Here is a 13,025-nt window from a genome sequence, read left to right on the forward strand (position 1 = left end):
CGCTTTACGCGGTTTCTTTCTTGCTCAACGTCAAACCTGTCCAACCGAACAGCAGCGTCAAAATCAGGCTCAGATAGCAGAAGAAGGCATAAGGCAGGTATTCCCAGACGGGTACGCCGAGGGCGTGGCTGATGAACACGCCGCAGACGCTCCACGGAACGAGCGGATTGATGACCGTACCCGCGTCTTCCAGCGTGCGAGAGAGGTTGCGCGAATGCAGTCCGAGCTTATCGTACACAGGTTTGAAGGTTTCGCCGGAAAGCAAAATACTCAAATATTGTTCGCCGATGAGGAAATTCACGCCGACCGAGGTAGCGGCAACGCTGAAGGTGGCGCGTCCGGCGGTAGTCAGGAACGCGCGGATGGCGTCCAGCAGCGACGGAATCACGCCGAGCGTAAACAATAATCCGCCCAAACTCATGCCGAGAATCACGATGGTTTGCGTGAAGAACATGCTTTCCAAACCGCCGCGCGAAATAAGTTTGGCGATGTCTTGGAACGCTTCGCCTTCGAGTTTGTAGCCGCCGTAAAACCATGCGCCGAGCTGGTTCAAGTCGGGCGTGCTGTGGAAATAAGTTACCGCAAGTGCGGCGAGGATGGTGAAGAGCATGGCGACAACGGCGTTGATGCGCAACAATGCCAGCACGACCAACAGCGCAAACGGAATCAGTGAATAGCCGTGCACCAAGCCCGTCGCTTCGAGCTGGCTGCGGAAGGATTCGACGCTGTTCAAATCGTGGGCGGCAACATTGGGCAAGAGCCACAGCATCAATGCCGCGCTAATGAGCCACGCGGGAATGGTGGTGTACATCATATTTTTGATGTGTTCGAACAAATCAATGCCGACAATAGAAGCCGAAATGCCCGTAGTATCGGAGAGCGGGGACATTTTGTCGCCGAAGAACGCGCCGGAAACAATCGCACCCGCCGTCATCGCCAAATCGGCATGAAACGCCGCCGCCATACCCATGAAAGCAACGCCGACGGTGGCGCAAGTGGTCAAACTGCTGCCGATGGACACGCCGATGACGGAACAGAGCGCAAAGGCGGAGAAATAGAAATAAGTGGGGGAAATCAGCCCGAAACCGTAATACATCAGCGTCGGAATCGCGCCGCTCATCATCAGCGCGCTGACCATCAGCCCGATGAAGAAAAACAGGTAAATCGCGCCCATGCCCTGCCCCACCGCGCCGACCATGCCTTTTTGCATGTCGTTATATTTCAACCCGCGCGCGAGACCGTAGAGGATAAGGACGGTAATGGCGGCAATGATGGACATATGGGGCAGCCAGCCCAGCGAAATGATGGTGTAACCCATCGCCCCGATTAACGCCACGACGACGGCAAGAGCTTCTCCGCGCGGCATATCGAGCAGTGATTTGAATGTAAACATATTGCTTTGCCTGTTTTGTGTGTATTTAACGAAGTTTAGCACACGGGGTCGTCTGAAAAACCGCTTTTCAGACGACCCCGTGATTTTTTATGAATGTAGCAATAGATTTTTATTAAAACAATATAATTTTAAATTAGATTTTTTAGAATAAAATATCTATTTTTTAATATTTAAGAAATATTATGGCTTTTTATACCACAGATAACCATATCGGCCATCATATGAAAATACTGGGCGAATTTCGTTTTATTCCGCTTCACACTGTTTCAAGTTAAACCTTGCCGCAGACGCTTCGCGTTTGTAATCTGTTTCGTTGATGTAATTTGGCCAATAATCCCGCAGCCATTCGGACAATGGGGCAAGCGTTTTGCGGCAGGCCGCTTTATCTCCGGCATTTTTAAAGCTGACTGCCAAGTCATTCAAAACCCGCATCCAATCGGTCAGATAGAGGAATCTGCCACACTGGTTTAGATATTGCCGCTTGAGGTTTGCCGCCTCTCGGAAACGTTTGTCCCGATAGGCTGCCTGGAAACGCCGCTCCGCCGCCTCTGCATATTTCGGTGCACAAGCCGTCGGCATTTTGTCATAAACCCTGTCGAAAAAAGCGTTATGCCCGCAATAGCTTTGACAGGCTTCTCGGGCGGATTCAGGGATGTCCAAACGCACACTGTCGCGCTTGAAACTGAAATGCACGACACAGCCCTCCCCGTCGCTGGCAATACGATTGCGAACGATGCCTTCGTAATCGCACACATTGCCGTTTGGATTGACGGTACTGACGGAAAAACTGCTGCCCTCAAGCGTCAACACCCCGCTACTGAGCCGGTCGTCAGCAATGACGTAGTTCTGTGCGGCAGCATGCAGGGATAACACGGCGGGAAGTAAAAAGATTAAGGGTTTCATAAATACGGACTCCTGAGGATTGACGGTTTCAGGCATTCGGCAAAGCTTTCACGCCCGAAATGGATTGATTTAGAAAATACCCTCACCTCCTTTTCCACCCAAGCAGGAAGGAAAGCAGGAACTTTCACGGTTTGAATGGGCTATATTTCTGTAAAAAGGTCGTCTGAAAACGTTCAGACGACCTTTGGGTTTTATTTGCAGGTTTTCATATTCAGGCTACCGTAGCGGCCGACGATGTTGCGGATTTCTTGTGCGTCTTTTTCATCGACCGACATGAAGATGACGGTCATGCGGGAGACGCTGAGGGTGCTGTCGGCGGCGTTGCCTTTGTCGTCTTGTTCGACGATGCGTGCGCCGCCGAAACCTGCTGCGGACAGGCGTGAGATGAGGACTTGGGCGGAGGAGCGGCTTTTCATGACGCCGAGGCTGATTTCGCCGTTGTGGAGCGTGCCGTTGAAGCCTTTGTTGCCGAGGGCTTCGAGGCGGTTCATGGCTTCGCTGTCGGCGGGCAGTACGACGCGGAAGGTTTTGGCGGCGTGGTCTTTCGATACGCCACGTTTTTCTACGGTGCGGCTGGCGGCATGCGGCCAACGGGTCAGCAGGCCTTTGATGCGGTGGTAGTCGTCTTCGTCCAGGGTAACGCTGGCGTTAGATGTACATTGGCGGGCGGCGGATGCGTTTTTGGCGGCGGGATTTTCGTTGGCGGCAGCATTCGGATTGGTGTTTTCGGCGGCGGCTTTTTCTTTTTCGCGGCGGGCTTTTTCTTCACGTTCTTTTTTTTCTTTTTCGCGGCGCGCCTGTTCCTCTTCTTCTTTTTTCTTGCGTTCGGCTATGGCTTCTTCGGATTCGGGTTCGGGCAGGTCGGCTTGTGTTTCGTCGGTTTGCAGCCAGTCGGGTTGTGCGTTGTCGGCAGGCGCGGGGGCTTGCTGCGGGCGCAGGGATTCAGGTTGGGCGAGTTCGTGGGCGCCGCCTTCTACGGGCGCGGCGTTGGGGGATTTGGCGTTGTTGAGGCGGTGCGTAATCATGCCGCCGAAGACGATGATGTTGAGTGCCACGAGGGCGGCGAAAAGCCATTTCATGAGTTGTTTTCCTTTTTTGTGTTCGGTTGCCGTTGCGGTGTGCGGGCGGTTTTGTGTTGTTATTGGTTGTGGCGGATCGGCATCAAAGCCAACCCGCTGAAGTTTGCTGCGTCTGAAGGTCGTCTGAAAAGCGGTGTTGCGTTTCAGACGACCTTTTTGAATCTGCGCTACGGTATGGCTGCTTATTCGGGCAATTTATCAGGCTGTTCCTGCTCTTGCGCGACCCAGTTCAATAAGCCGTAAATGACGAGATTATCTACAATTTTTACTGTATTGTCCAAAACAAACTGCTTGGGCAGTGCGTTGACGACTTTGCTTGCGCCGCCGCCGGTGATGATGACGTCAACGGGTTTGCCTTCGCCCGTTTTTTGTTTCAGCCGCCCGTGCATCATGATGACGGCGCCGCAAACGGCATCCATCATGCCGCTGGTGATGGCGTTGGGCGTGGTGGTGGGGAAGGGGTACACTTTGCCGGCGGGGCGGTCGAGGTTGGCGGTTTTGGCAGCGAGGGCTTCTTTCATGAGGTGGAAGCCGGGCATGATGGTGCCGCCGAGGTAATGGTTGTCTTCGGTGAGTGCGTCGGTGGTTACGGCGGTGCCGCAACTGACGACGACGCAGGCATTTTGGCTGAAACGGCGGCTGCCCAAGGCGTTGAACCAGCGGTCGGAGCCGTGTTCGGCGGGGTTGCGGTAGTGGTTGCGGATGCCGAGCGCCTGCGGCATGGAGGGCAGCCAGCGGACGGGTGCGGTCAGGTGGGCTTCGACCAGGGCTTTTTTGAGGTCGCCGCACACGGCGCAGCCGATGATGCTGGTGCGGTCGTCTGAACGCGCTGCCCATTCTTCGCCGAGCCTGCTCAAGTCGCGGTACGGCGCGCGGGTAACTTCGTTGAACACGCCGTTTTCCACCCATGCCCATTTGAGCTGGCTGTTGCCGCCGTCGAGCAGGAGGAGGCGTTCGGGCGGGCGCGGCGCGGCGGCGCGGGGGGTGTCGTCGGGGCGCAGGCTGATTTCGCCGCTGACGACGGTTTGTTCGCCTGCGGCTGTCATCAGGTGCAACGCGCCTTGCGCATCGACGTTAAGTACCGTGCCTTCGCTTACGGTTTGCCCGTCGCGCAGGAGCAGGACAGGTCTGCCGTGGTCGCGGTGGGCGGTTTGGTATTCTTCGAGGAAGGGGGTGAACCCGTCTTGCGCGTATTGCGTCAGCACGGCATTGAGTTCGCCCAACAATTTGTCCAACAGCGTTGAAGCGGGAATGCAGTGTACGGAGGCGGTGCCGCGGGCAAGCTGCGCGTTGTGGAAGAGGGCTTGGACGGAAGCGGCGTTTTCGACTTCTTTGGGCAGGACGAAATTGATGCCTATGCCGATGACGGCGGCGGTTTTGCCCTCGCTGCGGACGGTTTCGATCAGGATGCCGCCGAGTTTGTCCCTGCCGGCGACCAAATCGTTCGGCCACTTGATTTGTATGTCCAAACCCGATGCGGCTAAAGCGCGGCGGCAGGCGAGTGCGACGGCGGGGGCGAGCGAGCCGAGTTCGTGCTGCGGTTTGTCGAATACCCAGCCGAAGCTGAACATCAGGCATTCGCCCAACCGGTTTGTCCACTTGCGTCCCTGCCGCCCGCGGCCTTTGGTTTGCAGATGCGCGACGCAAAGCGCTTTATGGGCTTGTTCGGGCGAAGTGCGTGCCAGATTCAGGATTTCGTCGTTGCTGGACGTGCATTCGTGTTCTAAGGTCGTCTGAAAACCGCGTTCCGCGCCCAAACGCTGCAAGGCTTCTTCGTTAAACAAAGCAAGCGGGCGCACGAGCCGCCACTGCCCGTCGTGCTGGCGCAGCAGTCCGCGGATGTGCGCAGGCATCTGTTGCCAAAAGCCGTTGAGCTGGTGCGGCTTCACGCCCGCGATACGCGCGAGATGGGAAACGTGTTGCGGCAGACCGTCGGCGAGTTCCGCCAAAACCCGACTGTGCGGCAATTTCAGCGCGGTCATTTGCCGCCCTCGGCTGCGCGGATTTTTTCCAGCGTTTTCGTGGTGGAAGTCTGGTGCAGGAACGGAATGGAAAACACTTTGCCGCCGCGCGCCAGCGTTTCTTGCGCGCCGACGATTTTTTCGACCGGCCAGTCGCCGCCTTTAATCAGGATGTCGGGTTTGATTTGCTCGATCAACTCGGCGGGCGTGTCTTCGTCAAACCAAGTGACCAAATCCACGCTTGCCAATGCCGCCGCCACCGCCGCGCGGTTTTCCAGCGGGTTGACGGGACGGTCGTCCCCCTTGCCCAAACGGCGTACGGACGCATCCGTGTTCAAAGCCAGCACCAACGCCGCCCCCGCCGAACGCGCCTGCGCCAGATAGGTAACATGCCCCCTGTGCAGAATATCGAAACAGCCGTTGGTAAACACCAGCGGGCGGGGAAGCGTGTGCAGACGTTGCGCCAATTCTTCGGGCGGGCAGATTTTGCGTTCGAAATCGGGGAGGGACCAGTCAGACATAATCGGGATTCCGTCAGGGATAAACAGACAGGCGGTATGATACCGAAGCGGGCGGAAAAGGAAAACCGCGGGATAAAAATAAGGAAAGGTCGTCTGAAAACCAAAATCGGATTTTCAGACGACCTTCAAACCCATCCTATTCACGGGTGCTGCCCACGCTGCGTATCGGTTTGCGGGAAACGGCTCAAACCATTATTTGAACCACCTCGACAGCACCGGAATCCGCGACAGCAACACCGTATCCAAGAGCCAAATCACGACGATGGCGGCGATGGCGGTCGGGAACAATACCGCCACGATCAAAAGCGGCACAGCCATTGCCCACCATACCGGCAGCTCGATTTTCTGCGCCGGAGGTACCAGTCCGCCCGCTTTGGACGGGCGGCGTTTCCACCACATCACGCAGCCGCTGACGCAGATGAAGATAACCGCCAGGCAGAACAAGACGTTCGCCAGCACGCTCCACCAGCCCAGCGTCCCCATGTGCAGCGCGATGCTGGCCGCCATAAATTTGCCGAAGAAGTTGTAATCGTCGAAACGGATGTCGGCCAGGATTTTGCCGCTGTATTGGTCGATGTGCACCGTGCGGTCGGCGGTCGGGCTGACCATGTCGTAGCTCATCGAATCTTGCGACAGCGTCCACACGCCCGTTTCGCCTTTGGGCAGGTTGAGCTGGTAGCGGCCTTTGAAACCGATTTCGCGGGCGAAGCGGTCAACCGTTTCCAAAGTCATCGGTTCGCTCGGATTGATGCCGTTTTCGCCCTTCGTCGTACCGGAAACAGGCATGGGCGTGAGTTCCAGAATCCACGGTACTTCTTTGGTTTTGCCGTCGTTCAGCACATCGCCGTGGGTCGGCACGACGGATACGGGGTTCGGTTCGACGCCCCATTTGCCGGCGGGGAACTGGCTCCAAGACTGAACGAACTTACCGCCCCAAATGCCCGCCCAAGCAACACCAGACAGGCAGAACAGCAATAAAATCAAAGAAACCCAAGTACCGAATGCGCCGTGCATGCTGCGCCACCACGAGCGTCCTTTGCCCGCTTGCGGCACAAGCATGGATTTCAGGCTGCGCTGTTTCACCCACCACAGATAAATCCCCGTAATCATCATCAGGATAGTCAACGACGCGGCGGTTTCTATCAGATAATCGCCCGCCGTGCCGAGCATCATATCGCCGTGGATTCCATCCATCGTGTGATACCAGCCCTCATTGCGCGGCATGGAATTGACGACTTTCGCCGTATAAGGATCGACGGCGACCATGGTCGCTTTGTCGTCGTTGTTTACGCGGAACACGGCAACCATATCGTCGGCGCGCGGCGCGATATATTGCACCACCGAAGCGGTTTCGGGGTTCACAGACTGTCGCGCCGCTTCCGCCTGCGCCGACAAAGGCTGCACCTGCGCCTGCGGGGTAACGTGTATGCGCTCGCCCTCTTTACCGGTGATGTTGGCGAATAGAAGCATGCCCAGACCTGTTACGGCAAGCAGGGTCAGAAAGGGCGCGACCAGAAGTCCGAAATAAAAATGCCACCGCCACACGGTCAGATAGCGGCGGTTCGCTTGTTGCTCGGAACGGGGAGCGGGTTGGGATGTGTCCATAAATTCTCTCTGTTGTTTTATCGTGGATTGAAATTAGAAAACTCCTGCCCGCATGGGAATGACGACATAGGTATCCCCTATTTGATTTGAATTTACTATAAAATTAATACAAAATAACTAATACTTTCTAAGTATAACGAAGTTTTGAAATGCTAACAATTCCTGATGAAACCATTGCCGCATACGGAAATGCCAAAAGAAGACCGTATCCGGCAGAAATAGTTCATCGACCGAAAGCTTTTCATAGCAAAGCTTTAGCGTAAATAAAAAGGTCGTCTGAAACCTCAAACCGGTTTTCAGACGACCTTTTTGTTTGTTCAATCAGAAATCGATGTTTTCGTAGGCATCGTCAAATACGAACGGGCCGCGTTCGCCGCCGCTTTCGGATTCGAGGTGGATGCGTGTCATCATCATGGACTGGTCGACTTCTTTCATCATGTCGTAGATGGACATGAGGGCAACGTTGACGCCGGTAATGGCTTCGGTCGTGATGCTTTTGCCGCCTTCCGAAGTGACGGTTACGGTAGCTTTGACGTAGGCGAGTTCGAGATCAACATCGAAATCGACGCGGACGTGTTGCAAGACGGCGGGTTGGTAAAGCGGGACAATCAGTCCGACCTGCTTGATGCCTTGGACGGCGGCAACACGGGCGACGTTGAGGATGCCTGCGTTTTGGGTGGCGTTTTCCGCCAAAACTTTGATGGCGGAGGTACTCATATTGATGGAGCCGCTTGCTACGGCGGTGCGGACGGTGGGTTGGCGTTTGTCGTTTTCGCGTACGGAATTGAAGTTAAACATGCTGTGCCTGCGTGAAAATAGGATTTTATGTCGTAGTATTTTACGAGATTTCTGCGCTTCGGACTATGCTGCGGATACGAACGGCAGAATAATCGGACTGAAATGCACGCGCGGCTTTGTTAAGCAATTAACGGCTTGGCTTGTGCGGACGCGGGTTACATCAAGTTTCAGCGTTTTGCAACACCTTTTCCGATGGCGGTTTCAGACGACCTGCTATACAATGTTTTACGTTTGTTTTTGAGATAAATAAATAAAGAGAGAAAATCATGCAACTGCATATCCTGAACAATCCCAAGGACGCCGCTCTGGCGGCGGACGCGGAATTTTTGAAACAGTCTTTATACAAACTTCTGCACGAAGAAGCCTCGCCTTTGGTGGTGGAAACGGTCAAACTGTTGTCCACTTCGGACGATAGCGCGGCTTTGATTGAGAAGGTTTTGCCGCAACTGGACGAACAGCAAACCCACGACCTGACACTTGCCTGCGGTCTGTTTGCGCAGATTCTGAACATCGCCGAAGACGTCCACCACGAACGCCGCCGCCAAATCCACGAAGAGGCGGGACACGGCGGCGCGGAAGGCAGCTTGGCGGAAACGGTACGCAAACTCAAAGCGGCGAAAATCGGCGGCAAGGCGGTTCAAAAACAATTAAATACGACCAATGTTACCGCCGTTCTGACCGCGCACCCGACCGAAGTGCAACGCCAAACCGTGTTGAACTTCAACCGCCGCATCCGCGCCCTCCTGCCCCGCCGCGAACGCTGCACCCATGCCGACGCGCTGGCGGAATTGCGTCGCGAAATCGACACTATTTTGCTGGGCTTGTGGCAAACCAGCGAAACGCGCCACCACAAACTCAGCGTCAACGATGAAATCAACAACGGCGTATCCATCTTCCCGATGAGTTTCTTCGAGGCGCTGCCCAAACTCTATCGCAGCATGGAACGCGAATTTCAGACGACCTATCCTGACGTTGACGTGCCCGACATCTTAAAAATCGGCGGTTGGATAGGCGGCGACCGCGACGGCAATCCGTTTGTCTCCGCCGAGACCCTGCGTTTCGCTTTCCGCCGCCATGCCGACGCGGTGTTCCGCTTTTACCGCGGCGAACTCGACAAACTCTACCGCGAGCTGCCGCTTTCCGTCCGCCGCGTCAAAGTCAACGACGACGTGATGGCATTGTCGGACGAATCGCCCGACGAAGAAATCGCCCGTACCGAAGAGCCGTACCGCCGCGCCATCGCCTACATTATGGCGCGCGTCATGGGCAAAGCCCGCTCGCTCGGCTTGGGCATGGGCTGCAAATTCGGCTTCATGATGCCTTATGCCTCCGCACAAGAGTTTTCAGACGACCTCCACAAGCTGCAACGCTCCCTGCGCGACAACGGCAGCGCGCTTTTGGGCGAAGGCAGACTCGCCGACCTGATCCGCTCCGTTTCCGTGTTCGGCTTCCACATGATGCCGCTCGACTTGCGCCAACACGCGGAAAAACACGCCGATGTCGTCGCCGAACTCTTCAAGCACGCCGGTTTGGAAGACTACGGCAGCCTTTCCGAAACGGAAAAACAAACCGTCCTGCTGCGCGAGTTGAAACACCAGCGGCCGCTGTCCAGCCCGTTCATCACTTACAGCGAACACACCCGCCGCGAAATGGCGATTTTCAACGAAGCGCGCAAAATCAAAGACGAATTCGGTGAAAACGCCGTTACCCAAAGCATCATCTCCAACTGCGAACAGCCCAGCGACCTGCTCGCCCTCGCGCTGCTGCTCAAAGAAAGCGGTCTGTTGACGGTTGAAAACGGCAAACCGCAAAGCCGCATCAACATCGTCCCCCTCTTCGAAACCATCGAAGCCCTCGAAAACGCCTGCCCCGTCATGGAAACCATGTTCAGCAACGAATGGTACCGCGACCTGCTGCAAAGCCGCGACAACATTCAGGAAATCATGCTCGGCTATTCCGACTCCAACAAAGACGGCGGCTACGTTACCAGCTCCTGGTGCCTCTATCAGGCGGAATTGGGTTTGGTCGAACTCTTCAAAAAATACGATGTCCGTATGCGCCTGTTCCACGGTCGCGGCGGCAGCGTCGGACGCGGCGGCGGTCCGTCTTACCAAGCCATTCTCGCCCAACCGGCGGGCAGCGTGGCCGGACAAATCCGCATCACCGAGCAAGGCGAAGTCATCACCGCCAAATATGCCGACCCCGGCAACGCCGTGCGCAACCTCGAAACCCTCGTCGCTGCAACGCTCGAAGCCAGCCTGCTGCCCGATCAAAAAGACCCCGAACCCGTGCTCATGCAGGCATTGTCGGACGTATCGTTCAAATACTACCGCGAGCTGATTACCCACCCCGACTTCATCGACTATTTCCTGCAAACCAGCCCCATACAGGAAATCGCCACCCTCAACCTCGGCAGCCGCCCCGCCAGCCGTAAGACCTTGGCACGGATACAGGATTTGCGCGCGATACCGTGGGTGTTCTCATGGATGCAAAACCGTCTCATGCTGCCCGCGTGGTACGGCTTCGGCAGCGCGGTGGAAAGCCTGTGCGAAGGCAAACCCGAAACCCTCGCCGCCCTGCAGGAACACGCGCAGCACAACCCATTCTTCCAAGCCATGCTCTCCAATATGGAACAAGTGATGGCGAAAACCGACATCACCCTCGCCGAAAACTACGCCGGCTTGAGCGAATCGCCCGAAAAAGCCGCCGTCATCTTCGGCATGATTAAAGAAGAATACCAACGCAGCCGCAAAGCCCTGCTCGACCTTTTGCAAACCGACGAACTCTTGCGCGACAACCGCAGCCTCGCCCGTTCGCTCGCCCTGCGGATTCCGTACCTGAATGCGCTCAACGGCCTGCAAGTCGCCATGCTCAAACGCCTGCGCAAAGACCCGCACGACCCGCACACTCTCCTGATGGTGCACCTGACCATCAACGGCGTGGCACAAGGTTTGCGCAATACAGGTTAAGGCAGCACGAAAAAAGGTCGTCTGAAAACCGTTTCAGACGACCTTTAGACCAAGCGCAAAACCGTAACGCGGGCTTTACCCGCGAAAACCCAGACTGTTTTTCACCCCGCTTGCCGCCCTTCTTTACGGGCTATTTTTACCTTATTCGCGAACCGCCTTCCGCAATAACCCTTTTCAGACGACCTTTTCCACACTTCCGCATACCATGCCGACCAAACCGCCCGCCTACCACATCACGCACAAAATCCGCCAAACCCGCCGCATCTCGCGTAAAAGCATTGCTTTTCTGTTCCTGCTGGCAGGTTCGGCATTGGTCGCGCTGACCGCCCTCCTGTTTGCCTGGATGGCGGATTTCGCGTTAGAAATGAATGCGGAGCTGGTGCAAAAATATCCTTGGTTTGCCTGGGTCGCCCTACCCTTCGGACTGCCGCTCATCGTCTGGATCACCCGCCGTTTCGCCCCCTACACCTCCGGCAGCGGCATCCCGCAAGTGCTCGCCAGCCTCGCCCTGCCCTACGGCGCCAACAAAACCCGCCTGATCCGCCTCCGCGAAACCCTCCTCAAAATCCCGCTGACCTTCCTCGCCATGTGCGCAGGCGCATCCGTCGGGCGTGAAGGACCGTCCGTCCAAGTCGGCGCGGCAGTCATGAGCGCGTGGGGCGCATGGTGCAAAAAACACGGCTTCGCATTCCGCGGCATGCAGGAAAACGACCTTATCGCCGCAGGTGCGGCAGGCGGGCTTGCCGCCGCGTTCAACGCCCCGCTCGCAGGCGTGATTTTCGCTATCGAAGAACTCGGGCGCGAAGTCATGTTGCGTTGGGAGCGGCAAATCCTGCTCGGCGTCCTCGCCGCCGGTTTCATCCAAGTCGCCATCCAAGGCAACAACCCCTATTTCTCAGGCTTCAGCGGCGGCACGCTCGACAATATGCTCGGCTGGGTATTGGGCTGCGGACTCGCGTGCGGCATCGCAGGCGGACTGTTCGGACGCACCCTGTATCTCGGCGCTACCGCCTTCGCCCCAGCAAAATGGCGCGAACACATCCGCCGCCATCCCCTGATTACCGCCGCCCTCATCGGCATCCTGCTCGCCGCCATCGGCACGCTTTACCAAGGCAAAACCTACGGCACAGGTTACCACGAAGCCGCCCAAGCCCTGCGCGGCATCCACGAAGCCCCCGCCGGACTCGCCGTCGCCAAATGGTTCTCCACCGTCCTGACCTACTGGACAGGTACGCCCGGCGGCATCTTCACCCCTTCCCTGACCATAGGCGCAGTCTTGGGCGAACGCATCGCCACCCTCACCGGACTCGCCCAAGGCACCCACGTCCTCGTCCTCCTCTGCATGGCAGCCTTCCTCGCCGGCGCCACCCAATCCCCGCTCACCTCCGCAGTCGTGGTGATGGAAATGACCGGCGGACAAAACCTCCTCTTCTGGCTGCTCATCGCCTGCATCTTCGCCTCACAAGTCTCCCGCCAATTCTCCCCCCGCCCCTTCTACCACGCCGCAGGCACACGCTTCAAACGGCAGGTGGAACAAAGCGGACAGAAGTGAAGCCTGATATTGCCGATGCGGGAAGGTGTAGGAAAGGTCGTCTGAAATATTTAGCGATTCGTGGGCAAAGCCCACGCTACAAAATTTGTTAGCAACATTTGCGCCATGGTTTCGTAGCGTGGATTTTGTCCACGAAAATGATTGACGCAAAAAGGTCGTCTGAAAACCCGATGTAGGTTTCAGACGACCTTTCATATTTGAACTTTCTATCGGAGACCTTTGCAAAAAAGCCTTTCCCCCCAAC

General features: G+C 56.5%; 11 protein-coding genes. 3 read left to right on the plus strand and 8 right to left on the minus strand.

What is annotated here, in order from left to right; translation table 11 throughout:
* Positions 1 to 4: 4 nt before the first annotated feature.
* The 3 genes from nhaC to HMPREF3066_RS05490 form a co-directional block, all read right to left on the minus strand.
* Positions 5 to 1,393: a Na+/H+ antiporter NhaC gene (nhaC, locus tag HMPREF3066_RS05480; RefSeq protein WP_070441012.1), complete on the minus strand. Its 1,389-nt coding sequence runs from the start codon at positions 1,391 to 1,393 to the stop codon at positions 5 to 7.
* Between the two features lie 246 nt (positions 1,394 to 1,639).
* Positions 1,640 to 2,296 (minus strand): hypothetical protein, encoded by a 657-nt coding sequence (locus HMPREF3066_RS05485; RefSeq protein ID WP_070441014.1) that lies wholly within the window; start codon positions 2,294 to 2,296, stop codon positions 1,640 to 1,642.
* A 191-nt stretch (positions 2,297 to 2,487) separates the two neighbouring features.
* Entirely contained in the window at positions 2,488 to 3,375 is an 888-nt protein-coding gene (locus HMPREF3066_RS05490) for a cell division protein (RefSeq protein WP_070441017.1), read from the minus strand.
* A gap of 3 nt (positions 3,376 to 3,378) precedes the next feature.
* Here HMPREF3066_RS05490 and HMPREF3066_RS12785 point away from each other — a divergent pair, with 3 nt between their 5' ends.
* Complete coding sequence (locus tag HMPREF3066_RS12785) at positions 3,379 to 3,618, plus strand: hypothetical protein (RefSeq protein ID WP_141743182.1); 240 nt, start codon at positions 3,379 to 3,381, stop codon at positions 3,616 to 3,618.
* Here the strand turns inward: HMPREF3066_RS12785 and HMPREF3066_RS05495 are convergent.
* The 4 genes from HMPREF3066_RS05495 to HMPREF3066_RS05510 all read right to left on the minus strand — a co-directional run bounded on the left by HMPREF3066_RS05495 (position 3,558) and on the right by HMPREF3066_RS05510 (position 8,260).
* Complete coding sequence (locus tag HMPREF3066_RS05495; protein ID WP_070441020.1) at positions 3,558 to 5,357, minus strand: bifunctional biotin--[acetyl-CoA-carboxylase] ligase/type III pantothenate kinase; 1,800 nt, start codon at positions 5,355 to 5,357, stop codon at positions 3,558 to 3,560. The genes HMPREF3066_RS12785 and HMPREF3066_RS05495 overlap by 61 nt on opposite strands.
* Positions 5,354 to 5,857 carry a D-glycero-beta-D-manno-heptose 1-phosphate adenylyltransferase gene (rfaE2, locus tag HMPREF3066_RS05500; protein WP_003756495.1) on the minus strand — a complete coding sequence of 168 codons (504 nt, stop codon included), beginning with the start codon at positions 5,855 to 5,857 and terminating at the stop codon, positions 5,354 to 5,356. Before rfaE2 ends, HMPREF3066_RS05495 begins: the two co-directional genes overlap by 4 nt.
* A gap of 192 nt (positions 5,858 to 6,049) precedes the next feature.
* Complete coding sequence (locus HMPREF3066_RS05505; protein ID WP_070441023.1) at positions 6,050 to 7,462, minus strand: PepSY-associated TM helix domain-containing protein; 1,413 nt, start codon at positions 7,460 to 7,462, stop codon at positions 6,050 to 6,052.
* A 321-nt stretch (positions 7,463 to 7,783) separates the two neighbouring features.
* Positions 7,784 to 8,260, minus strand: a complete 477-nt coding sequence (locus HMPREF3066_RS05510) for a cyclic pyranopterin monophosphate synthase MoaC (protein ID WP_070441026.1) — start codon at positions 8,258 to 8,260, stop codon at positions 7,784 to 7,786.
* 266 nt (positions 8,261 to 8,526) lie between these two features.
* Here HMPREF3066_RS05510 and ppc point away from each other — a divergent pair, with 266 nt between their 5' ends.
* Together ppc and HMPREF3066_RS05520 are read left to right on the plus strand one after the other, a co-directional pair.
* Entirely contained in the window at positions 8,527 to 11,229 is a 2,703-nt protein-coding gene (gene ppc / locus HMPREF3066_RS05515; RefSeq protein ID WP_070441029.1) for a phosphoenolpyruvate carboxylase, read from the plus strand.
* A 205-nt stretch (positions 11,230 to 11,434) separates the two neighbouring features.
* Positions 11,435 to 12,781, plus strand: coding sequence for a chloride channel protein (locus HMPREF3066_RS05520; protein WP_070441032.1), 1,347 nt, complete (start codon positions 11,435 to 11,437; stop codon positions 12,779 to 12,781).
* Here HMPREF3066_RS05520 and HMPREF3066_RS13325 read toward each other — a convergent pair.
* Positions 12,689 to 13,025, minus strand: a 337-nt coding sequence (locus HMPREF3066_RS13325; protein WP_210385698.1) for a hypothetical protein, incomplete at its 5' end; no start/stop codon positions are given. The two genes, HMPREF3066_RS05520 and HMPREF3066_RS13325, sit on opposite strands and share 93 nt — an antisense overlap.

It is taken from the genome of Neisseria sp. HMSC03D10 (assembly GCF_001807625.1).
Classification (GTDB): Bacteria; Pseudomonadota; Gammaproteobacteria; order Burkholderiales; family Neisseriaceae; genus Neisseria; species Neisseria mucosa.